The organism is Thermus albus (assembly GCF_022760855.1).
In the GTDB taxonomy this organism is placed as follows: domain Bacteria; phylum Deinococcota; class Deinococci; order Deinococcales; family Thermaceae; genus Thermus; species Thermus albus.
In genome coordinates this window covers 25,311-50,260 of sequence record NZ_JAKTNR010000008.1, presented here as the reverse complement: position 1 = coordinate 50,260, position 24,950 = coordinate 25,311, and the positions used below count along the sequence as shown (strand labels likewise).

General features: G+C 64.9%; 30 protein-coding genes and 1 tRNA gene. 27 read left to right on the top strand and 4 right to left on the bottom strand.

The features are described from left to right. The 3 genes from L0D18_RS08925 (at position 1) to L0D18_RS08915 (ending at position 2,312) form a co-directional block, all read left to right on the top strand. A complete protein-coding gene (locus L0D18_RS08925) occupies positions 1 to 657 on the top strand; it encodes a hypothetical protein (RefSeq protein WP_243028533.1) in 657 nt (218 codons plus the stop codon). Beyond that, complete coding sequence (locus L0D18_RS08920) at positions 654 to 1,787, top strand: tyrosine-type recombinase/integrase (RefSeq protein WP_243028532.1); 1,134 nt, start codon at positions 654 to 656, stop codon at positions 1,785 to 1,787. The genes L0D18_RS08925 and L0D18_RS08920 overlap by 4 nt, the downstream gene beginning before the upstream one ends. Positions 1,788 to 1,883: 96 nt before the next feature. After that, positions 1,884 to 2,312, top strand: coding sequence for a hypothetical protein (locus L0D18_RS08915; protein ID WP_243028531.1), 429 nt, complete (start codon positions 1,884 to 1,886; stop codon positions 2,310 to 2,312). An 83-nt stretch (positions 2,313 to 2,395) separates the two neighbouring features. On the opposite strand, the gene L0D18_RS08910 is transcribed toward L0D18_RS08915, so the two are convergent. Further along, positions 2,396 to 2,471 (bottom strand) — tRNA-Ala (locus tag L0D18_RS08910). Positions 2,472 to 2,508: 37 nt separating this feature from the next. After that, positions 2,509 to 2,871, bottom strand: coding sequence for a hypothetical protein (locus L0D18_RS08905; protein WP_243028530.1), 363 nt, complete (start codon positions 2,869 to 2,871; stop codon positions 2,509 to 2,511). 62 nt (positions 2,872 to 2,933) lie between these two features. Here L0D18_RS08905 and L0D18_RS08900 point away from each other — a divergent pair, with 62 nt between their 5' ends. From L0D18_RS08900 to L0D18_RS08815, 18 genes are all read left to right on the top strand, one after another. Beyond that, positions 2,934 to 3,575, top strand: a complete 642-nt coding sequence (locus tag L0D18_RS08900; RefSeq protein ID WP_243028529.1) for a Rad52/Rad22 family DNA repair protein — start codon at positions 2,934 to 2,936, stop codon at positions 3,573 to 3,575. Continuing rightward, positions 3,572 to 4,318: a metallophosphoesterase gene (locus tag L0D18_RS08895; RefSeq protein WP_243028528.1), complete on the top strand. Its 747-nt coding sequence runs from the start codon at positions 3,572 to 3,574 to the stop codon at positions 4,316 to 4,318. The genes L0D18_RS08900 and L0D18_RS08895 overlap by 4 nt, the downstream gene beginning before the upstream one ends. Further along, positions 4,311 to 5,129, top strand: a complete 819-nt coding sequence (gene rsmA, locus L0D18_RS08890) for a 16S rRNA (adenine(1518)-N(6)/adenine(1519)-N(6))-dimethyltransferase RsmA (RefSeq protein WP_243028527.1) — start codon at positions 4,311 to 4,313, stop codon at positions 5,127 to 5,129. Before L0D18_RS08895 ends, rsmA begins: the two co-directional genes overlap by 8 nt. Positions 5,130 to 5,297: 168 nt before the next feature. Next, positions 5,298 to 5,657: an NADH-quinone oxidoreductase subunit A gene (locus L0D18_RS08885; protein WP_243028526.1), complete on the top strand. Its 360-nt coding sequence runs from the start codon at positions 5,298 to 5,300 to the stop codon at positions 5,655 to 5,657. Beyond that, on the top strand, positions 5,648 to 6,193 hold the full coding sequence (locus L0D18_RS08880) for a NuoB/complex I 20 kDa subunit family protein (protein ID WP_114313823.1): 546 nt from the start codon (positions 5,648 to 5,650) through the stop codon (positions 6,191 to 6,193). Before L0D18_RS08885 ends, L0D18_RS08880 begins: the two co-directional genes overlap by 10 nt. Positions 6,194 to 6,196: 3 nt before the next feature. Next, positions 6,197 to 6,817, top strand: a complete 621-nt coding sequence (locus L0D18_RS08875) for an NADH-quinone oxidoreductase subunit C (protein ID WP_243028525.1) — start codon at positions 6,197 to 6,199, stop codon at positions 6,815 to 6,817. Then, positions 6,814 to 8,034: an NADH dehydrogenase (quinone) subunit D gene (gene nuoD / locus L0D18_RS08870; protein ID WP_243028524.1), complete on the top strand. Its 1,221-nt coding sequence runs from the start codon at positions 6,814 to 6,816 to the stop codon at positions 8,032 to 8,034. Before L0D18_RS08875 ends, nuoD begins: the two co-directional genes overlap by 4 nt. Positions 8,035 to 8,043: 9 nt before the next feature. After that, a complete protein-coding gene (gene nuoE / locus L0D18_RS08865) occupies positions 8,044 to 8,589 on the top strand; it encodes an NADH-quinone oxidoreductase subunit NuoE (RefSeq protein ID WP_243028523.1) in 546 nt (181 codons plus the stop codon). Further along, positions 8,586 to 9,899, top strand: a complete 1,314-nt coding sequence (nuoF, locus tag L0D18_RS08860) for an NADH-quinone oxidoreductase subunit NuoF (protein ID WP_243028522.1) — start codon at positions 8,586 to 8,588, stop codon at positions 9,897 to 9,899. The genes nuoE and nuoF overlap by 4 nt, the downstream gene beginning before the upstream one ends. Before the next feature lie 2 nt (positions 9,900 to 9,901). Continuing rightward, the gene (gene nuoG / locus L0D18_RS08855; RefSeq protein ID WP_243028617.1) at positions 9,902 to 12,250 is read left to right on the top strand and encodes an NADH-quinone oxidoreductase subunit NuoG; all 2,349 of its coding nucleotides are present in this window, start codon (positions 9,902 to 9,904) and stop codon (positions 12,248 to 12,250) included. Further along, a complete protein-coding gene (gene nuoH / locus L0D18_RS08850) occupies positions 12,247 to 13,341 on the top strand; it encodes an NADH-quinone oxidoreductase subunit NuoH (protein WP_243028521.1) in 1,095 nt (364 codons plus the stop codon). Before nuoG ends, nuoH begins: the two co-directional genes overlap by 4 nt. Then, positions 13,338 to 13,886 (top strand): NADH-quinone oxidoreductase subunit NuoI, encoded by a 549-nt coding sequence (gene nuoI / locus L0D18_RS08845; protein WP_243028520.1) that lies wholly within the window; start codon positions 13,338 to 13,340, stop codon positions 13,884 to 13,886. Before nuoH ends, nuoI begins: the two co-directional genes overlap by 4 nt. Then, positions 13,883 to 14,422 carry an NADH-quinone oxidoreductase subunit J family protein gene (locus L0D18_RS08840; protein WP_243028519.1) on the top strand — a complete coding sequence of 180 codons (540 nt, stop codon included), beginning with the start codon at positions 13,883 to 13,885 and terminating at the stop codon, positions 14,420 to 14,422. The genes nuoI and L0D18_RS08840 overlap by 4 nt, the downstream gene beginning before the upstream one ends. Further along, positions 14,419 to 14,706 (top strand): NADH-quinone oxidoreductase subunit NuoK, encoded by a 288-nt coding sequence (nuoK, locus tag L0D18_RS08835; RefSeq protein WP_114313815.1) that lies wholly within the window; start codon positions 14,419 to 14,421, stop codon positions 14,704 to 14,706. Before L0D18_RS08840 ends, nuoK begins: the two co-directional genes overlap by 4 nt. Positions 14,707 to 14,708: 2 nt before the next feature. Beyond that, the gene (gene nuoL / locus L0D18_RS08830) at positions 14,709 to 16,526 is read left to right on the top strand and encodes an NADH-quinone oxidoreductase subunit L (protein WP_243028518.1); all 1,818 of its coding nucleotides are present in this window, start codon (positions 14,709 to 14,711) and stop codon (positions 16,524 to 16,526) included. Then, the gene (locus tag L0D18_RS08825) at positions 16,520 to 17,929 is read left to right on the top strand and encodes a complex I subunit 4 family protein (RefSeq protein WP_243028517.1); all 1,410 of its coding nucleotides are present in this window, start codon (positions 16,520 to 16,522) and stop codon (positions 17,927 to 17,929) included. The genes nuoL and L0D18_RS08825 overlap by 7 nt, the downstream gene beginning before the upstream one ends. After that, positions 17,926 to 19,206: an NADH-quinone oxidoreductase subunit N gene (locus tag L0D18_RS08820; protein ID WP_243028516.1), complete on the top strand. Its 1,281-nt coding sequence runs from the start codon at positions 17,926 to 17,928 to the stop codon at positions 19,204 to 19,206. Before L0D18_RS08825 ends, L0D18_RS08820 begins: the two co-directional genes overlap by 4 nt. Before the next feature lie 85 nt (positions 19,207 to 19,291). After that, positions 19,292 to 19,675, top strand: a complete 384-nt coding sequence (locus L0D18_RS08815) for a hypothetical protein (protein ID WP_243028515.1) — start codon at positions 19,292 to 19,294, stop codon at positions 19,673 to 19,675. On the opposite strand, the gene L0D18_RS08810 is transcribed toward L0D18_RS08815, so the two are convergent. Together L0D18_RS08810 and rocF are read right to left on the bottom strand one after the other, a co-directional pair. After that, entirely contained in the window at positions 19,665 to 20,036 is a 372-nt protein-coding gene (locus tag L0D18_RS08810; RefSeq protein WP_243028514.1) for a DUF2939 domain-containing protein, read from the bottom strand. The two genes, L0D18_RS08815 and L0D18_RS08810, sit on opposite strands and share 11 nt — an antisense overlap. 139 nt (positions 20,037 to 20,175) lie before the next feature. Further along, positions 20,176 to 21,066 carry an arginase gene (gene rocF, locus L0D18_RS08805; protein ID WP_243028513.1) on the bottom strand — a complete coding sequence of 297 codons (891 nt, stop codon included), beginning with the start codon at positions 21,064 to 21,066 and terminating at the stop codon, positions 20,176 to 20,178. 84 nt (positions 21,067 to 21,150) lie between these two features. Between rocF and L0D18_RS08800 the strand changes: the two genes are divergently transcribed. From L0D18_RS08800 to acpP, 6 genes are all read left to right on the top strand, one after another. Next, positions 21,151 to 21,687 carry a YceD family protein gene (locus tag L0D18_RS08800; RefSeq protein ID WP_243028512.1) on the top strand — a complete coding sequence of 179 codons (537 nt, stop codon included), beginning with the start codon at positions 21,151 to 21,153 and terminating at the stop codon, positions 21,685 to 21,687. 59 nt (positions 21,688 to 21,746) lie between these two features. Beyond that, complete coding sequence (gene rpmF, locus L0D18_RS08795) at positions 21,747 to 21,929, top strand: 50S ribosomal protein L32 (RefSeq protein WP_243028511.1); 183 nt, start codon at positions 21,747 to 21,749, stop codon at positions 21,927 to 21,929. A gap of 90 nt (positions 21,930 to 22,019) precedes the next feature. Continuing rightward, positions 22,020 to 22,988, top strand: a complete 969-nt coding sequence (locus L0D18_RS08790) for a beta-ketoacyl-ACP synthase III (protein WP_243028510.1) — start codon at positions 22,020 to 22,022, stop codon at positions 22,986 to 22,988. Continuing rightward, on the top strand, positions 22,988 to 23,905 hold the full coding sequence (fabD, locus tag L0D18_RS08785; protein WP_243028509.1) for an ACP S-malonyltransferase: 918 nt from the start codon (positions 22,988 to 22,990) through the stop codon (positions 23,903 to 23,905). Before L0D18_RS08790 ends, fabD begins: the two co-directional genes overlap by 1 nt. Further along, on the top strand, positions 23,898 to 24,635 hold the full coding sequence (gene fabG / locus L0D18_RS08780) for a 3-oxoacyl-[acyl-carrier-protein] reductase (RefSeq protein ID WP_243028508.1): 738 nt from the start codon (positions 23,898 to 23,900) through the stop codon (positions 24,633 to 24,635). The genes fabD and fabG overlap by 8 nt, the downstream gene beginning before the upstream one ends. A 53-nt stretch (positions 24,636 to 24,688) precedes the next feature. After that, positions 24,689 to 24,931, top strand: coding sequence for an acyl carrier protein (gene acpP, locus L0D18_RS08775; RefSeq protein WP_243028507.1), 243 nt, complete (start codon positions 24,689 to 24,691; stop codon positions 24,929 to 24,931). Positions 24,932 to 24,950: the final 19 nt, after the last annotated feature.

Sequence of the window (24,950 nt, the reverse complement as noted above, 5' to 3'; positions counted from 1 at the left end):
ATGGTGCTCAAAAGGTTCACTGTTTTCTTGGGAGCTTTAGTCGGCTTATCCCTAGGCCAGGCTGCAACTTGGTTGGATGTTTTCATCCCCGATGAGCAACGCATTAACCAAGCTTGCGACAAGGGGTACGAAAACGGGGAAAAGAAGGACCTCCTTTTTGGCTTAGTCCAAGGTTTAAAGTACGTCTACCAGGCCAGCGCGAAGCTAGACCCTTTGGATAAACTGCGTATAGCTCGGCTGAGTGTTGAACTCCAACCACCACTAGCGCAGGTGTACCTCCGATGCCTTTCACAAGCGCGTTCATTGAAGCCTAAAAGTTATGCTGGGTTGACCGCTCTCCAGCAAACTGCCGTTCTCGTTTTGAGTGGGGAGATTAGGGAGCTCAAGTATGCCCAAGAGTGGGCTGTGGCTCTCTCTATACGCAACAAGGATGGTGAAGAGGTTGCTCGTGTGCTCCCCGCTTCTAAAATCGTTGGCGACCCCAGTAGATGGTCGCTAGATTGCTCCAAAGGTGGGTGTATTTGGAAGGGTAGCAACATCTATAACTTCGTCTTCCAAAAAGATGAGCTGCAGTCCATGGAAAGACTCTTCATCCTCTACCATCTTGGCTCTGGGGTGAAAGAGGATGAGGTGCCGCTAAAGCTGTTCCAGCAATGACCCGCAAGCGCCCCCCAGGAGAGGGCTCCATCTACCAGCGGCGGGACGGGCTCTGGGTCGGGGCCGTCACCATCGGCTACACCCCTCGCGGGAACCCCCGGCGGAAGGTGGTCTACGGCAGGACCCGCCAGGAAGTGGCCCGCAAGCTCGCCGAGCTCCAGGTCCAGCGCTACCGGGGGCTCCTCTCCGAGCCCACGCAAATCAGCGTGCGGGACTGGGCCGAGGACTGGCTCAAGCGCAAGGCGGCGGAGGTTCGCCCCCGCACCCTGGAGAGCTACCGCTACCACCTGGCGAAGGCCATACCCTCCCTCAGGGACCCCACGGCTCACGACCGCTTTGGGCGCATGCGGCTCCAGAGCGTCCAACCCCTCCACGTCCGGCGGCACCTGGACGGGCTCAGGCTCACCCCGCACGCCATGAAGAACATCCGCTGGCTCCTCCACGCCGTCTTTGAGGACGCCGTGCGGATGGAGCTCATCCACCGCAACCCCGTGGCCCCCGTGCAGGTGAAGGGGCCAGCCCGGAAGTCGCCTGGCCGCACCCTCCAGCCCGAGGAGGCCAGGAGGCTCCTCGCCGCGCTGGACGAGCACCCCTCCCCCCTCGCCCTCGCCCTCCGGCTCATGCTCACCTGCGGGCTCCGTCGGGGAGAAGCGCTCGGGCTCAGATGGGAGGACGTGGACCTCGAGGAGGGGGTGCTCCACGTGCGCCGGGCGTGGGCGAAGGTGGGCGGGAAGGGAGTCATATCCGAACCGAAGACTTCCTCTGGCTACCGCTCGGTCCCGATCCCCCCCACCACCCTGGAGCGCCTGAGGGCCTACCGGGAGAGCGTCCAGGGGCTCAGCGAGGAGGAGGTGCGGAGGAGCTGGCTCTTCCCGGGGCGGGACCCCTCCCAGCCCGTCCATCCGGACGCTCCCGACCACCTCCTTCGCAGGCTCCTCGCCCGGCTCGGGCTCCCCCAGGTGCGGGTCCACGACCTCCGCCACACCTACGGCTCCCTCCTCCTCGCCCACGGGGCTCCCGTGGAGCTGGTGGCCGAGCGCATGGGCCACGCAAACCCGAACATCACCCTGGGCATCTACCGCCACCTCCTGGAGGAGGAGCGGCGGGGATGGGTGCTGGACATCGGTTAGAGCCGTTGATGAGCCATTTGTGCGGATAGTGGTAGTAATGGGCGGGGAGGTCTTGACAGGGAGGGGTGTTAACATGTATGTTAACACTCGGAGGTGATGAGGATGACCAGGGCCGAGATCCGTGAGAAGCTGGTGGAGCTGCTGGAGGGCATGGAGAGCGGTTTCGCCTCCTGGCAGGAGGGCGAGCCGGAGGCCGTGGCGGACTATATCCTCGCGGAAGACCCGTCCGCCGCGAGGAACCTGGTGGAGATGGCCGAGGAGGGGCATCCCTATCTCACCAACCGGTTGGCGGACTGGATCAACGCGTGGGAACGCGAGCGCCAGGGGCTCAGCCGGTCCAGGGTGGTGAGGGCCTACCTCCGTTCGTGGGAATGGGACGAGGTGGAGCGGGCCGCTGCCAGGTTGGTCCAGCTCGGGTTGGCGCACTCCAAGGCCGGCGCACTCGGCTACCTGGCGCTCGCTGGCGCCAGGCTGCTCGATGAGGGGACTGGCGCATTTACCGAGAAGTTGGCCGCTAGGCGGTAGACCCCTGTAGACCCCTGCTACACCTTCTGCTACAGAGCGACCCCCCGGGGAAGCCCGGGGGGTCAAAAACTCCGTTCTGGAGCTGGTGGAGCCGACGGGACTCGAACCCGTGACCTCCTGAGTGCGATTCAGGCGCGCTCCCAGCTGCGCCACGGCCCCACGCGCCCTTTATGGTAGCGGGGGGCCTTGGCCTTGTCTAGTCCCCTTCCCTAAGGCGCACCTCCACCCGGCCCTTCTTGTCCTTCACGGAAAGCTTGGCCTTGGCCTTGCCCTTTTTGTACTCCGCCTTCCACTCGTCCTTTTTCACCTCGTACTTCACCCGCACCCAGCCCCGGCGGCGAAGGTCCTCGTCGTGGTGGCGGAAGATGGCCTCGGCCCGGGAGTAGCGGTAGACCACCAGAAGGCCTTGGGGCTCAGCCACCCGCTCCACGACCACCCCCTGGGGAAAAAGGCTAAAGGAGAGGCTAGCGGTGATGCGAAGCTCCATAGGGGAGCTCGGGTTGACCTCGAGGGCCCAGGCCAGAAGCAGCAAGGGCAGCATTCCCAGGATCCTGCGCATAAGCCTAGCCTAGCCCATCTTTCCCCCTAACCCCTGAGGGTAGCCTAAAGTACACTTTAACTATGGACGAAGTTTGGCAGAGACTCTCCGAACCCTTCCCCCCCGGCGAGGTGCAGTGGCGCATAGAAGCCCTCTCCCGGGACAAAAAGCGGGCCCTGGTGGTCCCCTACGTGGACGCCCGCACCGTCTTGGACCGCTTGGACCGGGTGGTGGGCCCCGAGGGCTGGCAGGATGCCTACGAGGTCCTGGCCGATGCCGAACGCACGGTCAAGGACGAGCGGGGGGAGCGGCGCGAACGCCTGGTGGAGGTGAAGTGCCGCCTTACGGTCCTGGGGGTAACCAAGGAGGACGTGGGGGAAGGGGATTCCTTAAAGGCGGCCTTCTCCGATGCCCTAAAGCGGGCGGCGGTGAAGTTCGGGGTGGGGCGGTATCTCTACCGCCTGGAAAAGCAGTGGGTGGACTACGACCCGGAAAAAGGACGCTTTACTCCGCCCAGGCTCCCCGAACCCCTAGGGGAAGAAGCCCCGCCGGAAGAGGAAAAACCCGAGGCCTACCGGCTCATTGACCAACTCCTGGAAAGGCTTAAGGAGAAGGGGCTGGGCAAGGAAGCCGCCAAGATCGTCACCAAATACGGGGGCTACGGCAAAACCCCCGAGGAAACCAAGCGCCTTTACGGGGAGCTCAGGGCCCTGCTTAAGGGATGAGGATCATCGCCGTCGGGGACCTCCACGCCGACTTCCCCACCCTCTGGCGCATCCTGAAGGCGGAGGGGTTGGCCGACCCCGGCCTTAGGCCCACGCAGGAGCTGGCTTCGGGAAGGACCCACCTGGTCCTCCTGGGGGACCTGGTCCACCCCAAAACCCCCAGGGGTTACGAGCGCCTCACGGGGCTTAGCCCCTTTGACCCCCAAGACCCCAACCACCTCCGCCTGGCTGCGGGGGCCCAGATCCGGGAACTCTACCGGATCAAGGCCTTCCAGGAAGCCGCCCAGGGACAGGTGACCATCCTTCTGGGCAACCACGACGAGGCCGCGATGAAGGGGGAGCCCATCCTGGGAAACGCTCACCTTAAGCACCTGGAGTTCCATCCCGAACACGGAGGGCGCCCTCTCCCAGAAGCCTTGAGGACCTGGATATTGGGCTTTCCTCGGGAAGTGGTCTTCCACGGGGTGCACTTCGCCCACGTGGGTCCCGTGCCCTGGCTCCAGGAGTACGACGGGCTCTTCTACGCCCAAAGCGAACCCAAGACCTGGTGGTTCCGCACCCCGGACTACGTGGAGCGCATGGGCTACCGCTTTGGCGTGTACGGCCACGTGCCCATGAAGCAAGGCATCCTCCTAAAGGAACGCTTCGCCCTCATTGACGCCCTGGACCTGGGGGAGTACCTGGAGCTCTTTCCCAAAGAAGACCCCTTGCGCCCCCGGGTGAAACGCCTGAACCATGCTTAAAGACTTGCTTTCCCCCAAAGGGGTGCGGGAGTTGCTGCAGCGCCATGGGCTTTTCGCCGACAAGCGCCTGGGGCAAAACTTCCTGGTCTCGGAGGCCCACCTAAGGCGCATCGTGGAGGCGGCCAAGCCTTTCACCGGGCCCGTCTACGAGGTGGGACCTGGCCTTGGCGTCCTCACCCGCGCCCTGGCGGAGGCTGGGGCCCAGGTCACGGCGATAGAAAAGGACCTGCGGCTAAGGCCCCTGCTGGAGGAAACCCTAAAGGGCCTGCCCGTGGCCTTGGTCTTCGCCGATGCCCTCGAGTTCCCCTGGGAAGGGGTACCGGAAGGAAGCCTCCTGGTGGCCAACCTCCCCTACAACATCGCCACCCCCCTCATCACCCGGCTCTTGCAAAGCGGGCGCTTCGCCCGCCTGGTCTTCCTGGTGCAAAAAGAGGTGGCCGAGCGCATGGTGGCCCGGCCCAACACCCCTGCCTATGGCCTCCTCTCCCTGCGGGTGGCCTACCATGCCCAGGCGGAAAAGCTTTTTGACCTCCCCCCAGGGGCCTTCTTCCCGCCCCCCAAGGTGCAAAGCAGCCTGGTCCGCCTCACGCCCCGAAAGGTGCCCGATGACCCCCAGCTCTTCCGGCTCCTGGAAGCCGCCTTCGCTAAACGGCGCAAAACCCTAAAAAACGCCCTTTCTGCCGCAGGCTACCCCAAGGAAAAGGTAGAGGAGGCCCTCAGGAGCCTGGGCCTACCCCCAGAGGTGCGGGCCGAGGCCTTAGACCTAGGCCAGTTTCAGCGGCTTAGAGAGGCTCTTTACACAGGGGTGTAGGGTGCTCCCAACCGATAACCAAAGGTCCTACACCGATTAGCCACCTCTGCGGTGTAGCCTGGCCCATTTGTCCCGGGATGGGGGTGATAAGATGGGCGGGAACTGAGGTGGGGACATCCGGAGTATTGGACCTCCACCTCGTGAAGGGATGCACGAAAGGAGGGGACCTTGGCGCCAATAGCGGAGTATGTGAACATCCTGATCTATCTGGGGGTGGCCCTTTTCATCGGGGTGGCGGCCCTGGTGGTGGGGGCTCTCCTCGGTCCCAAGAAGCCGGGCCGGGCCAAGCTGATGCCCTACGAGTCAGGGAATGACCCCGCGGGGGAGGTCAAGCGCTTCCCCGTGCACTTCTATGTGGTGGCCATGCTCTTCATCCTCTTTGACGTGGAGGTGGCCTTCCTCTGGCCCTATGCGGTGAGCGCGGGAGGGCTCGGCCTTTATGGCTTTTTGGGCGTCTCAGCCTTCACCTTGCTCCTCTTCGTGGGCTTCCTCTACGAGTGGTGGAAGGGGGTGATGCGGTGGCACTGAAGGACCTCTTTGAGCGGGATGTCCAGGAGCTGGAGCGGGAGGGCATCCTCTTCACCACCCTGGAAAAGCTGGTGGCCTGGGGCCGCTCCAACTCCCTCTGGCCAGCCACCTTTGGCCTGGCCTGCTGCGCCATTGAGATGATGGCCTCCACCGACGCCCGAAACGACCTGGCCCGCTTCGGGAGCGAGGTCTTCCGGGCGAGTCCCCGCCAGGCGGACGTGATGATCGTGGCGGGGCGGCTTTCCAAGAAGATGGCCCCCGTCATGCGGCGGGTCTGGGAACAGATGCCCGACCCCAAATGGGTGATCTCCATGGGAGCCTGCGCCAGCTCCGGGGGCATGTTCAACAACTACGCCATCGTGCAGAACGTGGACTCGGTGGTGCCGGTGGACGTGTACGTTCCCGGATGCCCCCCGCGCCCCGAGGCCCTCATCTACGCGGTGATGCAGCTACAAAAAAGGGTGCGGGGCCAGGCGGTGAACGAAAGGGGCGAGAAACTGCCCCCCGTGGCCGCCTGGAAGCGCACCAGGGGGTGAGGTATGAGGCTGGATAGGGTGCTGGAAGAAGCCCGGGCCAAGGGCTACGCCATAGAGGACAACGGACTCGGCAACCTCTGGGTGGTGGTGCCCCGGGAGACCTTCAAGGAGGAGATGGCCCACTACAAGGCCCTGGGCTTCAACTACCTGGCGGACATCGTGGGCCTGGACTACCTGGAGTACCCGGACCCCCGCCCGGAGCGTTTTGCCGTGGTCTACGAGCTGGTTTCCTTACCTGGATGGCAGGATGGGGACGGAAGCCGGTTTTTCGCGCGGGTCTATGTGCCGGAAAAAGACCCCAGGCTTCCCACCGTCACCGACCTCTGGGGAAGCGCGGGCTTCCTGGAAAGGGAGGTCTACGACCTCTTTGGTATCGTCTTTGAGGGGCACCCGGACCTGCGCAAGATCCTGACCCCGGAGGACCTCGAGGGCCACCCCTTGCGCAAGGACTTCCCCCTAGGGGAAACCCCCACCCTCTTCCGCGGGGGGAGGTTTATCGTGCCCAGCGAGTTCCGGGCCGCCCTAACCGGCAAAAACCCCGGCCTCACCATGTACCGGGGGGGTAGCCGCAAAGGATACCGGGCCCTTTGGGCCGACCTCACCAAGGCCAAGGAGGCCAAATGAAGGACTACCTGGACCTGGACGTGCCCATAGCGGAGGAACCCAAAGAGCTTCGCACCGAGGTGATGACCCTCAACGTGGGCCCCCAGCACCCCTCCACCCACGGGGTCCTGCGGGTGGTGGTGACCCTCTCGGGGGAAGAGGTTCTGGACCTGGTTCCCCACATCGGTTACCTCCACACCGGGTTTGAGAAAAACATGGAGAACCGGACGTATACCCAGGTGATCACGTATACGCCCCGGATGGACTACCTCCACTCCTTCGCCCACGACCTGGCCTACGCCCTGGCGGTGGAGAAGCTGGTGGGGGCGGTGGTGCCCCCAAGGGCCGAAACCATCCGCATCATCCTGAACGAGCTCTCCCGCCTGGCCAGCCACCTGGTCTTCCTGGGGACGGGCCTGCTGGACCTCGGAGCCCTTACCCCCTTCTTCTACGCCTTCCGCGAGCGGGAAACCATCCTGGACCTCTTTGAGTGGGTCACGGGCCAGCGCTTCCACCACAACTACATCCGCATTGGCGGGGTCAAGGAGGACCTGCCCGAGGAGTTCGTGCCCGAACTCAGGAGGCTTTTGCAGGTTCTGCCCCACCGCATAGACGAGTACGAGGCCCTTTTCGCAGAAAGCCCCATCTTCTACGAACGGGCCCGGGGGGTGGGGGTGATTCCCCCCGAGGTGGCCATCAACCTGGGCCTCACCGGGGGCTCCCTAAGGGCCAGCGGGGTCAACTACGATGTGCGCAAGGCCTATCCCTATGCGGGCTACGAAACCTACCAGTTTGACGTACCCCTGGGGGAACACGGGGACGTCTTTGACCGCATGCTGATCCGCATTTGGGAGATGCGGGAGTCGGTGAAGATCATCCAGCAAGCCCTGGAGAGGCTGGAGCCGGGGCCGGTGCAGGACCCGAATCCCCAGATCACCCCGCCCCCCAGGCACCTTTTGGAAACCTCCATGGAGGCGGTCATCTACCACTTCAAGCACTACACCGAGGGCTTCCACCCCCCCAAGGGGGAGGTGTACGTGCCCACGGAGTCCGCCCGGGGGGAGCTGGGATATTACATCGTTTCCGACGGAGGCAGCATGCCCTACCGGGTCAAGGTGCGGGCCCCCAGCTTCGTGAACCTGCAGAGCCTTCCCTATGCCTGCAAGGGGGAGCAGGTGCCCGACATGGTGGCCATCATTGCCAGCCTGGATCCCGTCATGGGCGACGTGGACCGATAGGGAGGTAAGATGGGATTCTTTGACGACAAGCAGGATTTCCTAGCGGAAACCTTTGCCAAATACCCACCGGAAGGACGCCGCGCCGCCATCATGCCCCTCTTGAGGCGGGTGCAACAGGAGGAGGGTTGGATCCGCCCGGAGCGTGTAGAGGAGATCGCCAACCTGGTGGGCACCACGGCCACGGAGGTCCTGGGGGTGGCCAGCTTTTACTCCTACTACCAGTTCGTGCCCACGGGGCGCTACCACCTCCAGGTCTGCGCCACCTTGAGCTGCAAGCTGGCCGGGGCCGACGAGCTTTGGGACTACCTCACGGAAACCTTAGGCATCGGGCCAGGGGAGGTAACCCCGGATGGCCTTTTTAGCGTGCAGAAGGTGGAGTGCCTGGGAAGCTGCCACACGGCCCCGGTGATCCAGGTGAACGACGAGCCTTACGTGGAGTGCGTGACCCGGGCACGGCTTAAAGCTCTCCTGGAAGGCCTCAAGGCTGGCAAGCGCCTGGAGGAGATTGAGCTTCCTGGCCAGTGCGGGCACCACGTGCACGAGGTGGAGGTATGACCGGGCCCATCGTTTCCGGACGCGACCCCCGCTTTGAACCAACCCTCTACGCCCACGTGGGCCGGGAGGGAAGCTGGACCCTGGACTACTACCTGAAGCACGGGGGGTACGAAACCGCCAAGCGGGTGCTTAAGGAGAAGACACCCGAGGACGTCATTGAGGAGGTGAAGCGCTCGGGCCTCCGGGGCCGGGGCGGGGCAGGCTTCCCCACGGGGGTGAAGTGGAGCTTCATGCCCAAGGATGGGAGGCAGCATTACCTGATCTGCAACGCCGACGAGTCCGAGCCGGGAAGCTTTAAGGACCGGTACATCATGGAGGATGTCCCCCACCTGCTCCTCGAGGGCATGATCCTGGCCGGCTACGCCATCCGGGCCACGGTGGGGTACATCTACGTGCGGGGGGAGTACCGCAAGGCGGCAGACCGCCTGGAGGCCGCCATCCGGGAGGCCCGCGCCCGGGGCTACCTAGGGGAAAATCTCTTTGGGACTGGCTTCTCCTTCAACGTGCACGTACACCGGGGGGCTGGGGCCTACATCTGCGGGGAGGAAACCGCCCTCATGAACTCCCTGGAGGGCCTGAGGGCCAACCCCCGCCTTAAGCCCCCCTTCCCCGCCCAGTCGGGGCTTTGGGGCAAGCCCACCACCATCAACAACGTGGAAACCCTGGCCGCGGTGGTGCCCATCCTGGAGCGGGGCGCCGACTGGTTCGCCAGCATGGGCACGGAGGGGTCCAAGGGGGTGAAGCTCTACCAGATCTCCGGGCCCGTGAGGCGGCCTGGGGTGTACGAGCTTCCCATGGGAACCACCCTGCGGGAACTCATCTACGACTGGGCGGGAGGTCCTTTGGAGCCCATCCAGGCCCTCATCCCCGGGGGCTCCTCCACCCCGCCCTTGCCCTTTACCGAGGAGATCCTGGACACCCCCATGAGCTACGAGCACCTGCAGGCCAAGGGCTCCATGCTGGGCACCGGGGGCGTGATCCTCATACCGGAAAGGGTCAGCATGGTGGACGCCATGTGGAACGTGACCCGCTTTTACGCCCACGAGTCCTGCGGCAAGTGCACCCCCTGCCGGGAAGGGGTGGCGGGCTTCATGGTGAACCTCTTCGCCAAGATCGGCTCCGGGGAAGGAGAGGAAAAGGACGTGGAGAACCTGGAGGCCCTCCTGCCCCTCATTGAGGGCCGGAGCTTCTGCCCCTTGGCGGATGCGGCTGTATGGCCGGTAAAGGGCTCCTTGAAGCACTTCAAGGACCAGTACCTGGCCCTGGTGCGGGAAAAGCGGCCCGTGCCCAGGGTAAACCTCTGGAGGTGAAGGTGGTTAGGGTCAAGGTCAACGACCGCACAGTGGAGGTGCCCCCGGGGACTAGCGTCATGGACGCGGTCTTCCACGCGGGGTACGACGTGCCCCTTTTCTGCTCGGAAAAGCACCTCTCCCCCATTGGGGCCTGCCGCATGTGCCTGGTGCGCATCGGCCTGCCCAAGAGGGGCCCGGACGGCAAGCCGGTTCTGAACGAACAAGGCGAGCCCGAGATCGCCTGGCAGCCCAAGCTGGCGGCCAGCTGCGTCACCGCCGTAGCGGACGGCATGGTGGTGGACACCCTTTCCGAGGTGGTGCGGGAAGCCCAGGCGGGGATGGTGGAGTTCACCCTCCTCAACCACCCCCTGGACTGTCCCACCTGCGACAAGGGCGGGGCCTGCGAGCTCCAGGACCGCACGGTGGAATACGGGCTCTACGAAAAGTACTACCAGAAGTCTCCCCTGCAGCCGCCCACCTACACCCGCTTTGAGTTCACCCGCCGCCACGTGGACAAGCACCATCCCCTCTCCCCCTTTGTGGTCCTGGACCGGGAACGGTGCATCCACTGCAAGCGGTGCGTGCGCTACTTTGAGGAAATCCCTGGGGACGAGGTCCTGGACTTTATCGAGCGTGGGATCCATACCTTTATTGGCACCCAGGACTTCGGCCTTCCCTCGGGTTTTTCCGGCAACATCACGGATATCTGCCCCGTGGGGGCCCTTCTGGACCTCACCGCCCGCTTCCGGGCCCGCAACTGGGAGATGGAGGAGACCCCAAGCCACTGCGCCCTCTGCTCCGTGGGCTGCGGCATCACCGCGGATACCCGTAGCGGGGAGCTCCTGAGGATCCGGGCCCGGGAGGTCCCTGAGGTCAACGAAATCTGGCTTTGCGACGCCGGCCGGTTCGGGCACGAGTGGGCGGATGAGAATCGGGTGACGACCCCCATGGTTCGCAAAGGAGGCCGGCTGGAAAGCGCCACCTGGGAGGAAGCCTTTGCCGCCATACGGGAGGGCCTAAAAGGGGCTAGAAAGGAAGAGGTGGGGATTTACCTGCCCCACGAGGCCACCCTCGAGGAGGGCCTCATGGCGGCGGAGCTGGCCAAGGCCCTCTCCACCCCCCACCTGGACTTCCAGGGCCGCACCGCCGCCCCAGCAAGCCTCTTCCCACCCGCCACCTTTGAGGACCTCCTCAGGGCGGACTTTGCCCTCATCCTGGGGGATCCCACGGAGGAAGCCCCCATCCTGCACCTCCGCCTCAGCGAGTTCGTGCGTGACCTCAAGCCCGCCCCTCGCCTGGCCCACGGTACCCCCTTCGCCGACCTCTCCATCAAGGAAAGGATGCCCCGCCGCAGCCACAAGATGGCCCTCTTCGCCCCCTACCGCACCCCCCTCATGAAATGGTCCGGCATCGCGGGTACCCACGCCCCGGGGGAGGAACGGGAGATCCTCCTTGCCCTCCTGGGGGAAAAGGAGGGGAGCGAGGCGGTGAGCAAGGCCAAGGAAGCCTGGGAGAAGGCCCAAAACCCGGTCCTCATCCTAGGCGCTGGGGTCCTGCAGGACACGGTGGCCGCGGAAAGGGCCAGGCTCTTAGCCGAGCGCAAGGGGGCCAAGGTGCTGGCCATGACCCCAGCGGCGAACGCCCGGGGCCTCGAGGCCCTGGGGGTGTGGCCTGGGGAAAAGGGAGCGGGCTGGGACGAGGCCGGAGCCCCTCACGCCTACTACGGCTACGTGCCCCCGGAGGAGGCCCTAAAGGGCAAGCGCTTCCTCATCATGCACCTGAGCCACCTCCATCCCCTGGCGGAGCGATATGCGCACGTGGTCCTGCCCGCTCCCACCTTCTACGAGAAGCGCGGCCATTTGGTGAACCTGGAGGGCCGGGTCCTTTCCCTGAACCCTGCCCCCATCCATAGCGGCGAGGCGGAAGGGGCCCTGCAAGCCCTGGCCCTTTTGGCCGAGGCCTTGGGGGTGCGCCCGCCCTTTAGGCTGGGCCTCGAGGCCGAGCGCGAGCTCAAGCGGCGGATACCTGCCCCCATGGGCCTTCTCACCTACCGCACCCAGCGCCTCAGGCCCAAGGCGCAAGGGGGTAGGCTCTACCTTAGGCCCACCATGTGGAGGTCCTGGCAACTTAGGGGCAAGGCGGCCAAGGCCATCCAAGCCGAGCTTTGGGTCCATCCGGAGACCGCCAAGGCCGAGGCCCTCCTGGACGGAGCCCGGGTAGAGGTGGAAGCGCCCACGGGCCCGGTGCTGGCCCAGGTGGTCCACCGCGAGGACCTGCCCAGGGACTTCCTCTACCTCTCCGCCTTAGGGCCCTTCGCGGGAAGGAGATGGGAGGCTAAAGTCCTGGTGCCCTCAGGAGGTGAAGCATGAAGCCTTACCCCGTGGACCCCTACTGGATGGCGGCGCTCAAAGCCTTTTTGGTGGTGGTGGGCCTCCTCACCGCCTTCGCCTTCATGACCCTGATCGAACGCCGCCTCCTTGCCCGCTTCCAGATCCGCATGGGCCCTAACCGGGTAGGACCCCTAGGGCTCTTCCAGCCCATTGCCGACGCCATCAAGAGCATCTTCAAGGAAGATCTGGTGGTGGAGCGGGCGGATAAGGTCCTCTTCGTCCTGGCCCCCTTGATCGGGGTGGTCTTCGCCCTCCTGGCCTTCGGCGCCATCCCCTTTGGCCCTCCAGGAAGCTTTTTCGGCTATCAACCCTGGGTCTTGAACCTGGACTTGGGCCTTCTTTACCTCTTCGCCGTGAGCGAGATGGCCATCTACGGCATCTTCCTAGCGGGCTGGGCCTCGGGAAGCAAGTACAGCCTCCTGGGCTCCTTGCGCTCCTCGGCCAGCCTCATCTCCTACGAGCTGGGCCTGGGCATCGCCCTCCTCTCCCCCATCCTCTTGGTGGGAAGCCTCAACCTGAACGACATCGTGAACTGGCAGAAGGAAAACGGCTGGCTGGTCCTCTACGCCTTCCCCGCTTTCCTCCTCTACACCATCGCCGCCCTAGCGGAAGCCGCCCGCACCCCCTTTGACCTGCCCGAGGCCGAGCAGGAGCTGGTGGGGGGATACCACACGGAGTACAGCTCCATCAAATGGGCCCTCTTCCAGATGACCGAGTACATCCACTTCATCACCGCAAGCGCCCTTATCCCCACCCTCTTCCTGGGGGGCTGGACCATGCCCTTCCTGGAAGTGCCCTACCTCTGGATGTTCCTCAAGATCGCCTTCTTCCTCTTCCTCTTCATCTGGATTCGGGCCACCTGGTTCCGCCTCCGCTACGACCAGCTCCTGCGCTTCGGCTGGGGCTTCCTCTTCCCGGTGGCCCTGGTCTGGTTCCTGGTGACCGCCTTGGTGGTGGCCCTGGACCTTCCCCGCTCCTACCTCCTCTACCTCTCCTTGGCCGCCTTCTTGGTCCTTCTGGGAGCGGTGATGTATAGCCCAAAACCCGCCCGCAAAGGAGGTGGCGCATGACCCTTAAGGCCCTGGCCCAAAGCCTCGGCATCACCCTCAAGTACCTCTTTTCCAAACCGGTGACCGTCCCCTACCCCGACGCCCCCGTGGCCCTCAAGCCCCGCTTCCACGGCCGCCACGTGCTCACCCGCCACCCCAACGGCCTGGAGAAGTGCATCGGCTGCTCCTTGTGCGCCGCCGCCTGCCCGGCCTATGCCATCTACGTGGAGCCCGCGGAAAACGACCCGGAAAACCCGGTCTCCGCGGGGGAGCGCTACGCCAAGGTCTACGAGATCAACATGCTCCGCTGCATCTTCTGCGGGCTTTGCGAGGAGGCCTGCCCCACCGGGGCCATCGTGCTGGGCTACGACTTTGAAATGGCCGACTACGAGTACTCGGACCTCATCTACGGCAAGGAGGACATGCTGGTGGACGTGGTGGGCACCAAGCCCCAGCGCCGGGAGGCCAAGATCACCGGTAAACCTGTGAAGCCCGGCTACGTGGTTCCCTATGTCCGCCCCGAGTTGGAGGGGTTCAAGGCCCCCACGAAAGGAGGGGAAAAGTGAGCCCCTTTGAAATCCTAGCCCTCCTGGTTCTCCTCGGCACGGGAATCCTGGTGGTCACCCTTAGAAACGCCATCCACGCCGCCTTGGCCCTCATCGGGAACTTCCTTATATTGGCTGGGCTCTATGTGGCCCTCGAGGCCCGCTTCCTGGGTTTCATCCAGATCATCGTCTATGCGGGGGCCATCGTGGTCCTCTTCCTCTTCGTCATCATGCTCCTCTACGCCGCCCAGGGCGAGGTGGGGTTTGACCCCTTGGTGCGAAGCCGCCCCTTGGCCTTGCTCCTCTCCATGGGGGTAGCCCTGGTCCTCCTTTCGGGGCTTTGGGGCCTAAATCTGGCCTTCACCAAGGACCTCCAAGGTGGCCTGCCCCAGGCCCTGGGGCCCCTCCTTTACGGGGACTGGCTCCTGGTGCTTCTGGCGGTGGGCTTCCTCCTCATGGCGGCCACGGTGGTGGCGGTGGCCCTGGTGCAGCCGCAAAGGCCCCTGGATGCCCTGAGCCCTGAGGAGCGCAAGGAGGAAAAGGAGGTGGTGCGGTGAGTTACCTACTGGCCTCCGCCCTGCTTTTCGCCTTGGGGGTCTATGGGGTCTTGACCCGCAGGACCGCCATTTTGGTTTTCCTTTCCATTGAGCTCATGCTGAACGCCGCCAACCTCTCCCTGGTGGGCTTCGCCCGGGCCTACGGCCTGGAGGGCCAGGTGGCGGCCCTCATGGTGATCGCCATCGCCGCCGCCGAGGTGGCGGTGGGCCTCGGGCTCATCGTGGCCATCTTCCGCCAACGGGAGAGCACCGCGGTGGACGACCTTTCGGAGCTTAGGGGGTGAAGATGCTTCTCCTGACCATCCTCCTTCCCCTCTTGGGCTTTGCCCTTTTGGGTCTTTTCGGCAAGCAGATGAAGGAACCCCTACCCGGGGTGGTCGCCTCCCTATTGGTCCTGGCCTCCTTCCTGGTGGGGGTGGGCCTTCTCCTTTCGGGTGGGGCCCGGTATGAGGCAGAATGGCTCCCGGGAATCCCCTTCAGCCTCCTTTTGGACAACCTCTCGGGCTTCATGCTCCTCATCGTCACCGGGGTGGGGTTTCTCATCCACGTCTACGCCATCGGCTACATGGGGGGGGATCCCGGCTACAGCCGCTTCTTCGCCTACTTCAACCTCTTCATCGCCATGATGCTCACCCTGGTCCTGGCCGACAGCTACCCGGTGATGTTCATCGGCTGGGAGGGGGTGGGATTGGCCAGCTTCCTCCTCATCGGCTTCTGGTATAAAAACGCCCAGTATGCGGACTCCGCCCGCAAGGCCTTCATCGTGAACCGCATCGGCGACCTGGGCTTCATGCTGGGCATGGCCATCCTCTGGGCCCTCTACGGCACCCTTTCCATCAGCGAGCTCAAAGAAGCCCTGGAAGGCCCCTTGAAAAACCCCAGCCTCCTGGCCCTGGCGGGCCTTCTCCTCTTCCTGGGGGCGGTGGGGAAAAGCGCCCAGGTGCCCCTCATGGTCTGGCTTCCCGACGCCATGGCCGGCCCCACCCCGGTTTCCGCCTTGATCCACGCGGCCACCATGGTGACCGCCGGGGTCTACCTCATCGCCCGAAGCTCCTTCCTCTACGCCAACCTCCCCGACGTTTCCTACACCATCGCCGTCATAGGCTTGATCACGGCCGCCTACGGGGCCCTTTCCGCCTTTGGCCAGACCGATATCAAGAAGATCGTGGCCTACTCCACCATCAGCCAGCTGGGGTACATGTTCCTGGCCGCCGGGGTAGGGGCCTACTGGGTGGCCCTCTTCCACGTCTTCACCCACGCCTTCTTCAAGGCCCTCCTCTTCCTGGCCTCGGGGAGCGTGATCCACGCCTTGGGTGGGGAACAGGATGTGCGCAAGATGGGCGGGCTTTGGAAGCACCTGCCCCTAACCCGCTGGCACGGGCTTGTGGGCGCCTTGGCCTTGGGGGGCCTTCCCTTGCTTTCCGGCTTCTGGTCCAAGGACGCCATCCTCACCGCCACCCTCACCTACCCCTTCGGCGGGCTGGGCTTCTACCTGGGGGCGCTTTTGGTGGCGGTGCTCACCGCCATGTACGCCATGCGCTGGTTCGTCCTGGTCTTTCTGGGGGAGGAGCGGGGCCACCACCATCCCCATGAGGCCCCTCCGGTAATGCTCTGGCCCAACCACCTTTTAGCCCTGGGCTCGGTGCTGGCCGGGTACCTGGCCCTGCCCCATCCCTTGCCCAACCTCCTCGAGCCCTTCTTGAAGCCCACCCTGGCGGAGGTGGAAGCCCACCACCTTTCCTTGGGAACAGAATGGGGACTTATCGCCCTCTCGGGGGTGGTGGCCCTCGTGGGGCTCTGGCTGGGCTTCACCTTCTTCCAACGGAAAACCTTCCCTGCCTGGTACCTCACCTTTGAGGCCTGGAGCCGGGAAAGCTTCTATGCGGACCGGGTGTACAACGCCCTTTTGGTGAACCCCTTGAAGGCCTTGGCGGAGGCCCTCTTCCTGGGGGACCGTAGCCTCCTGCGCGGCTACTTCGGCCTGGGCGGGGGGGTACGTAGCCTGGGCCAAGGGATCACCCGGCTGCAGACCGGCTACCTTAGGGTCTACGCCCTGCTCTTCGTGCTGGGTGTTCTCGTTCTACTGGGGGTGATGCGGTGGTAATCCTGGCGATTCTTTTACCCATTCTCTTGGGCAGCCTCCTCCTTTTGGGCCTTCCCCGCACCCTTGGGGTTTGGGGGGCGGGATTAAGCTTCCTCCTCAACCTCTACCTCTTCCTCACCCACCCGGGCGGAATGGCCCACGAGGTAACCCTTCCCTTGCTTCCGGGGTTCGGGGTTTACTGGGCCTTTGGGCTGGATGGGCTTGCCGCCCTTTTCTTCCTCACCATCGGCCTTACCGTCTTCCTGGGGGCTTTGGTGGCCCAGGTGGAAGGGCGGTTCCTGGGCCTGGCCCTTTTGATGTCGGGCCTTCTCCTGGGGCTTTTCGCCGCCCGGGACCTTTTGGTCTTCTACCTGTTCTTTGAAGCGGCCTTGATCCCCGCCCTCCTCATGCTCCTCTTCTATGGCGGTGAGGGGCGGCTTAAAGCCCTCTACACCTTCCTCCTCTTCACCCTCGCGGGATCCCTGCCCATGCTGGCCGCCATTCTGGCGGTGAAGGCCCTGGGGGGGAGCCCCAGCTTCCTCCTCGAGGACCTCCTGGCCCACCCGGTGGGGGGAAGGGTTGCCTTCTGGGTGTTTTTGGGCTTCGCCCTGGCCTTTGCCATCAAGACACCCCTTTTCCCCCTGCACGCCTGGCTTCCCCTCTTCCACCAGGAAAACCATCCCTCGGGGCTCGCCGACGCCATGGGCACCCTCTACAAGGTGGGGGTCTTCGCCTTTTTCCGCTTCGCCATCCCCTTAGCCCCGGGAGGATTTGCGGAACTTCAGGGGCTTCTCCTCTTCCTGGCGGCCATCTCCGCCCTATATGGCGCCTGGGTGGCCTTCTCCGCCAAGGACTTCAAGACCCTTTTGGCCTACGCCGGGGTTTCCCACATGGGGGTAGCCGCCTTGGGGGTCTTCTCCGGCACCCCGGAAGGGGCCATGGGGGGGCTTTACCTCCTGGCGGCTAGCGGGGTCTACACGGGGGGGCTTTTCCTCTTGGCGGGTAGGCTTTACGAAAGGCTTCACACCCTGGAGATCGGGCGCTTCCGGGGCCTAGCCGAAAGCGCCCCCGGGCTGAGCGCCCTGGCCCTTTTCCTGTTCCTGGCCATGGTGGGGCTTCCCGGGCTTTCCGGCTTCCCCGGGGAGCTTTTAACCCTCCTTGGGGCCTACAAGGCTAGCCCCTGGCTCACCGCCCTCGCCTTCCTCTCGGTGATCGCGGGGGTGGCCTATGCCCTCACCGCCTTCCAAAAGGTCTTCTGGGAGGAGGGTCAAAGGGGGGCGGAGGACCTGAAGGGGGCGGAATGGCCCTTCGCCTTCCTGGCGGTGGCCGCCTTGGTCCTCATGGGCGTCTTCCCCGGGTTCTTCGTAAAGGGCCTTGAGCCTCTGGCGGAGGCCTTCGCCAAGATCCTTGGAGGTGGCGCATGACCCTGATGGTGCTCACCGTGTTCTCCGTGGCCCTTACCCTTTTGGGCTTCTTCGTTTCCGTGCCCCTTTACAAACGGCTCACCATCCTGGGGCTCTCCTTGGCCCTTCTTTCCCTCCTTCTCACCTGGGGAAGGCCCTTCGCCCTTGGCCCCTACCAGGTGGACGGCATCGCCCAGGTCTTTACCCTGCTGGCCCTTTTGGGAGCCCTTTGGACCGTGGGGTTGGTGCGGAGCCGGCGCTTTGAGTTCTACCTCCTGGTCCTCTACGCCGCCTTGGGGATGCACCTTCTCGCCTCCACCAAAAACCTCATCCTGATGCTGGTGGCCCTCGAGGCCCTATCCCTCCCCCTTTACGCCCTGGCCACCTGGCGGAAAGGGGAAGGCCTGGAAGCCGCGCTAAAGTACTTCCTCCTGGGAGCGTTAGCAGCGGCCTTCTTCCTCTACGGTACCGCCCTCCACTATGGGGCCACGGGAAGCCTCCTGGCGGGGACCCCTGGCGAAGGCCCCCTTTACGCCCTCGCCCTGGGCCTCCTCCTGGTAGGACTGGGCTTCAAGGTGGCCTTGGCTCCCTTCCACTTCTGGACCCCCGACGTCTACCAGGGTAGCCCTACCCCGGTGGTGCTCTTCATGGCCACGGGGGTGAAGGCGGCCGCCTTCGCCGCCCTGCTTCGGGTGGCCGCGCCGGGCGTCCCCGACGCCTTGACCCTCCTCATCGCCCTCTCCGTGATCCTGGGGAACCTGGCCGCCTTGGGCCAGCAGGAGGCGAAAAGGCTTTTGGCCTATAGCTCCATCGCCCACGCCGGGTACATGGCCTTGGCCCTTTACACGGGAAACGCCACGGCCTTGGGCTTCTACCTCCTCACCTACGTGCTGGCCACGGGGCTGGCCTTCGCCGTGCTCTCGGAGGTCTCCCCGGACCGGGTGCCCCTGGAGCGGCTTAAAGGGCTCTTCCACCGAGACCCCCTCCTCGGCCTAGGCCTCTTCGTGGCCTCCTTGTCCCTCCTGGGCCTTCCACCCCTGGCTGGCTTCTGGGGCAAGTACCTGGTCTTCACCGAGGCCGCCAAGGCCGGGCAGTGGGGCCTTTTGGTCCTGGCCCTCATCACCAGCGCGGTGAGCGCCTACTACTATCTGGCCTTGGGCTTGGCCGTGTTCCAGAAGGGGGCAGCCGAGGCCCGTCCCCGGCCCTTGGCCCGGAGCGTGGCCCTGGGGGTGGCGCTTCTTCTCATCCTGCTGGGCCTCATTCCCGGAGCCGTGCTCCCCGCCCTTGCCGCGGGCTAAGCCCGTGGCCTTCTTTCCGGCCCTGGGGTACGGAAGGTATCCCGGGGCCCGGGATTTTTCCCCACACCAGGTTTACACTCAAGGCATGGAGGACCCCCTGGCCCGTCTACCGCGGGAGCTTTTGCACAAGGACCCCCTGGGGTACGTGGCCCGGGGAGCCCAGGCCTTGCCCAAGCACCTCCGGGGAGCATGGCTCCTGGGGGTGGTAAGCGGCTTCCTCTGGCCGGAGGCCCCGCCGCCCAAGGACCTCTCCGCCTTTTTCCGCCGGAGCGAGGGGGCCTGGCGGGAGGCGGAGGCGTACTTCCTGGAAACGGGGCTGGACTTCCCGGTGCTGGTGAGCCAATGGGCCAAGGAGGCCCTGGACCCCCTTCTCCACCGCAAAAAGGACCCTCCCTGGGAAAGCCTGGCCCTGGCCTTCCACGGAGGGCAGAGGCTGGGACGGTACCTGCGGGGCCAGGCTAGGGGTTAACCACCATCCGTACCACCCGGCACCTTAACCCCTGGCGCTCCATAACAAGACCGGCCTGCGGGTTATCCCTGTGGTAGACGAAGGCCCGGGAAAGCCCTTGAAGTTTTAGCCGCCACTTGCGCACCTCCTCCAGGCTAGCCTCACCGGGGTTCTTCCCCGTGCCCAGGCTGGCCAAGCCCTCAGGCGTAAGCAGGGAATCCACAAAAGCCTGGACCAAACCCCCAGCAAAGAGCATGCCCAAAGCCATAAAGGGATCGTCCTGGGCCTTCTCCAGCTCCTTCACCATGGCGGCGTTGAGGTCAGCCTCGAGGCCTTCCCTAACCCGGGGAAAAGCCCACGTACCGCTCCAGTGCCGCCGCATCCCGGCGCTCAATGGCCCCCTGGAGCCCCGTAAGGCGAAAGGGCCAGGTAGCCTCCCAACACTATGAGGAGGAGAAGCCCCACCCACCAGCGCGCTTTCATGGGGATACGCTAGCCGGCACAACCCCTAGCGTCAATCCCTAAAGGATACGTTTCCCTAAAAGGCTCAGGGCCAGGCCCACCATCATCTCCGCCGTGCGGTTGCGCTCGTCCAAAATGGGGTTCACCTCCACCAGGTCCAGGCTTCGCACCCGGCCCGAATGGGCTAGGATTTCCATGAGCAGGTGCGCCTCCCGGTAGGAAAGCCCCCCCGGGACCGGGGTCCCCACCCCGGGGGCCAGGGTGGGGTCCAGGACGTCGGCGTCCAGGGACACGTGAAGGGGAAGGCCAGCAAGCCTTTCCAAAACCTCCTCGGCGATGCGGGCCACCCCTAGGCGGTCCACCTCGTGCATGGTGTACACGGTAACCCCCATTTCCTTAAGGAGACGCTTCTCCCCGGGGTCTAGGCTCCTTACCCCCACCAGGACCACCCGCTTGGGGTCCACCGCCTGGAAGGCCTCGGTCAGGCGGGGATGCCCCAGGCCGCAGAGCACCGCCAGGGGCATGCCGTGGATGTTGCCGCTGGGGCTGGTTTCCGGGGTGTTGAAGTCCGCGTGGGCATCCACCCAGACTACCCCCAGGGGCTCCCGGGCCACCCCGCTCACCGACCCCATGCTCAAGGAATGGTCCCCCCCCATCACGATGGGGAACACCCCCTCCGGCAAGGAGCGCAGCCTTTCCTTGAGCTCCAGGGCTGCCTGGCGGATTTCTTCCAAATAGTTCTCCCTCTCTGAACGGTTCCCCCTTCTCCTAAGGGTCTCCGCCACGGGAACCCGGATATCCCCGAGATCCTCCACCAGGAGCCCCAGGGCCTCGAGCTCCTCGGCAAGCCGGGCATAGCGCAGGGCCGAAGGTCCCATGTCCACCCCGCGCCGCCCAGCCCCTAGGTCCATGGGCACACCCACGATGGCTACCCGCTCCATGGGGGGCATGGTAGCAGAAAAGGCCATGCACCGCTTGGGAACTTTATGCCTCCCCTCTAGGAGAAAGGAGGGGGGAGCGCTATACTTAGAAGGATGGAATACCGCGAGGTGGCAAGCATCAATCTGGCCCGCCTCTTGCGAGAAGGAGGAACGGTTCGCGCCACAGGGGTGGTGCAGGAAGCCTTTTGGGTAGGTGAGGAGCGCTTCCCCTTGGAAGGCGAGGCCACCTGGAAGGTGGCGGTTTCCGCCGTGGGCGGGGACGAGTACTGGCTTTCGGGTGAGGTGGAGGGCGTGGCCCTCATGGAGTGCCGCCGCTGCCTCAAGCCCACCCCTACCCCCATCCACGCCCACTTCCAGCACCTTTTGCGCTACCAGCAGGGCCTGGGCGAGGTGGTCTTCCACGAGGAGGCGGAGGAGGAGTACTACACCTTTGGCGAGCCCGACTTGGACCTTCTTCCCTTCCTCACCGAGGCCTTCGTCACCGAAATGCCCTACACCGTCTTGTGCCAGGAGGGGTGCAAGGGCCTCTGCCCCGTGTGCGGGGCAGACCGCAACCTGGTGGACTGCGGCCACGAGCCGGAGGTCCACCACCCCTTCTTGGGCCTTAAGGACCTCCTTCCCGAACTCTAGCGGGTCTGCTATACTACCAGGGGTTTAGCGGGGGCTTTAGCCCCCCTGGAGGACTGGAGATGGCCAAGCACCCTGTACCCAAGAAGAAGACCTCTAAGGCACGGCGCGATGCCCGTAGGAGCCACCACGCCCTGACCCCCCCGACCCTGGTACCCTGCCCCGAGTGCAAGGCGCCCAAACCCCCCCACACCGTCTGCCCGGAGTGCGGCTACTACGACGGGCGCAAGGTCCTGGAAGTCTAGACCGGGTCAAGATAAGGGGCCCCTAAACCCGGGGCCTCAACTTTTTTCACTGCCAGTGGGTATAGTGGTGCCCATGACGGGAGGTCAGGCATGAGCGGCATCCTGGCCCTGGGGGCTTACGTCCCCGAGAGGGTCATGAGGAACGAGGACTTTGAGGCCTATTTGGACACCTCGGACGAGTGGATCGTGACCCGCACCGGCATCCGGGAAAGGCATATTGCTGCCGAAGACGAGTACACCTCGGACCTGGCCTTCCAGGCGGTGGAGGACCTCCTCAAGCGGCACCCGGGGGCTTTGGAGGAAGTGGACGGGGTCATCGTGGCCACCAACACCCCCGATGCCCTTTTCCCCGACACCGCCGCCTTGGTCCAGGCCCGCTTTGGCATCCAGGGCTTCGCCTATGACCTGCTGGCCGGTTGCCCGGGATGGATCTACGCCCTAGCCCAAGCCCATGCCCTGGTGGAGGCGGGCCTGGCCCGGAAGGTCCTGGTGGTGGGGGCGGAGGCCCTCTCCAAAATCCTGGACTGGAACGATCGGGCCACCGCCGTGCTCTTCGGGGACGCCGGGGGCGCGGCGGTGGTGGGTCCGGTGCGGGAGGGGTTTGGCTTTAAGTCCTTTGTGCTGGGGGCCGACGGCAGCGGGGCCAAGGAGCTCTACCATGCCTGCGTGGCCCCTAGGCTTCCCGACGGCACCTCCATGCGCAACCGCCTCTACATGAATGGGCGCGAGGTCTTCAAGTTCGCCGTGCGGGTGATGAACACCGCCACCCTCGAGGCCATAGAGAAAGCCGGCCTCACCCCGGAAGACATCAAGGTCTTCGTGCCTCACCAGGCGAACCTCAGGATCATTGACGCCGCCCGGGAGCGCCTGGGCTTGCCTTGGGAGCGGGTGGTGGTGAACGTGGACCGCTACGGCAACACCTCCACCGCCTCCATCCCCTTAGCCCTTAAGGAGGCGGTGGACGACGGCCGGATCCAAGAAGGGGATCACGTGCTCCTGGTTTCCTTTGGGGCCGGGCTCACCTGGGCCGCGGCGGTACTCACCTGGGGGGGAGCCTGATGTACGCCGCCCTCTTTCCGGGCCAAGGCTCCCAGCGGGTGGGCATGGGAAAGGCCCTCTACGAGGCCTTTCCCGCCGCCAAAGAGGTCTTGGACCGGGCCGAGGCCGCCTTGCCCGGCCTCCTCAAGATTATGTGGGAAGGCCCGGAGGAAGCCCTCACCCTCACGGAGAACCAGCAACCCGCCCTCCTGGCGGTGGGCTACGCCGCCTACCGGGCCTTTTTGGAGGCCGGGGGGAAGGAACCCCTTTTGGCCGCCGGCCATTCCCTGGGGGAATGGACCGCCCACGTGGCCGCCGGCACCCTGGGGCTGGAGGATGCCCTTAGGCTGGTACGCCTCCGGGGCCGGTACATGCAGGAGGCCGTGCCCCCAGGAAAGGGGGCCATGGCCGCCATCCTAAAGCTTCCCCTCGAGGCCATCCAGGAGGCCTTGGCGGGGCTAGAGGGGGTGGAGGTGGCCAACCTCAATGCCCCCGAGCAGACGGTGATCTCCGGCGAGAAGGGGGCGGTGGAAGAGGCGGCAGAAAGGTTAAAGGAAAAACGGGCCCGGGTGGTCTTCCTGCCGGTCTCCGCCCCCTTCCACTCCTCCCTGATGGCGCCCGCCAAGGAACGCCTGGCCCGGGACCTGGCAGGGGTGGCCCTAAGGAAACCCCGTTTTCCCGTTTACTCCAACGTGACCGCCAAGCCCGAGGAGGACCCCGAGCGCATCCGTGCGCTTCTCCTGGAGCAGATCACCGCCCCGGTGCGCTGGGTGGAGATCCTAAGGGATATGGAAAAGAGGGGCCTCCGGCGCTTTTTGGAGTTTGGTAGCGGCGAGGTGCTCAAGGGCCTGGTGGCCCGCACCCTGAAGGAAGCCCAGGCCCTTTCCGTGGGAGACCCGGAGGGGATAAGAAAGGCCTTGGAGGTGGAGGATGCGTAAGGCACTGGTGACAGGGGCCAGCCGGGGCATCGGCCGGGCCATCGCCCTGAGGCTGGCCCAGGAAGGCTACGCCTTGGTGATCCACTACGGCCAGAACCGGGAGAAGGCGGAAGAGGTGGCGGAGGAGGCCAGGAGGCTGGGTAGCCCCCTGGTGGGGGTCTTGGGGGCCAACCTCCTGGAGGCGGAGGCCGCCACGGGTTTGGTCCACGCCGCGGCGGAGATCCTGGGCGGGCTGGACACCCTGGTGAACAACGCCGGCATCACCCGGGATACCCTCCTCATCCGTATGAAGGACGAGGACTGGGAGGCGGTCCTCGAGGCCAACCTCTCCGCGGTCTTCCGCACCACCCGCGAGGCCATCAAGCTCATGATGAAGGCCCGCTTCGGGCGCATCGTGAACATCACCAGCGTGGTGGGCATCCTGGGCAACCCCGGCCAGGCCAACTACGTGGCCTCCAAGGCGGGCCTCATCGGCTTCACCCGGGCGGTGGCCAAGGAGTACGCCGCCAGGGGGATCACGGTGAACGCGGTGGCCCCGGGGTTCATAGAAACGGAGATGACGGGAAAGCTTCCCAAAGAAGTCCAAGAGGCCTACCTGAAGAGCATCCCCGCAGGCCGCTTTGGCCGCCCGGAGGAGGTGGCGGAGGCCGTGGCCTTCTTGGTCTCCGAGGCCGCCGGGTACATCACCGGCCAGACCCTGTGCGTGGACGGGGGGCTCACCCCCCATTGAGGGGGCCAGGCCCGGGGCTAGACCCCGTGGTAAAATCCCCAAGGGAGGTTTTCATGACGGAGCAGGAAATCTTTGAAAAGGTCAAGGCGGTTATCGCGGAAAAGCTCTCGGTGGAACCGGAGAAGATCACCTTGGAAGCCCGCTTCATCGAGGACCTAGGTGCGGACAGCCTGGACACCGTGGAGCTCATCATGGGCCTCGAGGACGAGTTTGGCCTGGAGATCTCCGACGAGGAGGCGGAAAAGATCCGCACCGTTAAGGATGCGGTGGCCTTCATCCAGGCCAAGCTGGGCTAGGCTTTACCCCGCTCCACCT

Excerpts from the sequence above, each read along its gene's own strand:
- L0D18_RS08925 (WP_243028533.1), top strand. The coding sequence starts at position 1 with ATGGTGCTCAAAAGGTTCACTGTTTTCTTGGGAGCTTTAGTCGGCTTA.
- L0D18_RS08920 (WP_243028532.1), top strand. The coding sequence starts at position 654 with ATGACCCGCAAGCGCCCCCCAGGAGAGGGCTCCATCTACCAGCGGCGG.
- L0D18_RS08915 (WP_243028531.1), top strand. The coding sequence starts at position 1,884 with ATGAGGATGACCAGGGCCGAGATCCGTGAGAAGCTGGTGGAGCTGCTG.
- L0D18_RS08905 (WP_243028530.1), bottom strand. The coding sequence starts at position 2,871 with ATGCGCAGGATCCTGGGAATGCTGCCCTTGCTGCTTCTGGCCTGGGCC.
- L0D18_RS08900 (WP_243028529.1), top strand. The coding sequence starts at position 2,934 with ATGGACGAAGTTTGGCAGAGACTCTCCGAACCCTTCCCCCCCGGCGAG.
- L0D18_RS08895 (WP_243028528.1), top strand. The coding sequence starts at position 3,572 with ATGAGGATCATCGCCGTCGGGGACCTCCACGCCGACTTCCCCACCCTC.
- rsmA (WP_243028527.1), top strand. The coding sequence starts at position 4,311 with ATGCTTAAAGACTTGCTTTCCCCCAAAGGGGTGCGGGAGTTGCTGCAG.
- L0D18_RS08875 (WP_243028525.1), top strand. The coding sequence starts at position 6,197 with ATGAGGCTGGATAGGGTGCTGGAAGAAGCCCGGGCCAAGGGCTACGCC.
- nuoD (WP_243028524.1), top strand. The coding sequence starts at position 6,814 with ATGAAGGACTACCTGGACCTGGACGTGCCCATAGCGGAGGAACCCAAA.
- nuoE (WP_243028523.1), top strand. The coding sequence starts at position 8,044 with ATGGGATTCTTTGACGACAAGCAGGATTTCCTAGCGGAAACCTTTGCC.
- nuoF (WP_243028522.1), top strand. The coding sequence starts at position 8,586 with ATGACCGGGCCCATCGTTTCCGGACGCGACCCCCGCTTTGAACCAACC.
- nuoH (WP_243028521.1), top strand. The coding sequence starts at position 12,247 with ATGAAGCCTTACCCCGTGGACCCCTACTGGATGGCGGCGCTCAAAGCC.
- nuoI (WP_243028520.1), top strand. The coding sequence starts at position 13,338 with ATGACCCTTAAGGCCCTGGCCCAAAGCCTCGGCATCACCCTCAAGTAC.
- nuoL (WP_243028518.1), top strand. The coding sequence starts at position 14,709 with ATGCTTCTCCTGACCATCCTCCTTCCCCTCTTGGGCTTTGCCCTTTTG.
- L0D18_RS08820 (WP_243028516.1), top strand. The coding sequence starts at position 17,926 with ATGACCCTGATGGTGCTCACCGTGTTCTCCGTGGCCCTTACCCTTTTG.
- L0D18_RS08815 (WP_243028515.1), top strand. The coding sequence starts at position 19,292 with ATGGAGGACCCCCTGGCCCGTCTACCGCGGGAGCTTTTGCACAAGGAC.
- L0D18_RS08810 (WP_243028514.1), bottom strand. The coding sequence starts at position 20,036 with ATGCGGCGGCACTGGAGCGGTACGTGGGCTTTTCCCCGGGTTAGGGAA.
- rocF (WP_243028513.1), bottom strand. The coding sequence starts at position 21,066 with ATGCCCCCCATGGAGCGGGTAGCCATCGTGGGTGTGCCCATGGACCTA.
- L0D18_RS08800 (WP_243028512.1), top strand. The coding sequence starts at position 21,151 with ATGGAATACCGCGAGGTGGCAAGCATCAATCTGGCCCGCCTCTTGCGA.
- rpmF (WP_243028511.1), top strand. The coding sequence starts at position 21,747 with ATGGCCAAGCACCCTGTACCCAAGAAGAAGACCTCTAAGGCACGGCGC.
- L0D18_RS08790 (WP_243028510.1), top strand. The coding sequence starts at position 22,020 with ATGAGCGGCATCCTGGCCCTGGGGGCTTACGTCCCCGAGAGGGTCATG.
- fabD (WP_243028509.1), top strand. The coding sequence starts at position 22,988 with ATGTACGCCGCCCTCTTTCCGGGCCAAGGCTCCCAGCGGGTGGGCATG.
- fabG (WP_243028508.1), top strand. The coding sequence starts at position 23,898 with ATGCGTAAGGCACTGGTGACAGGGGCCAGCCGGGGCATCGGCCGGGCC.
- acpP (WP_243028507.1), top strand. The coding sequence starts at position 24,689 with ATGACGGAGCAGGAAATCTTTGAAAAGGTCAAGGCGGTTATCGCGGAA.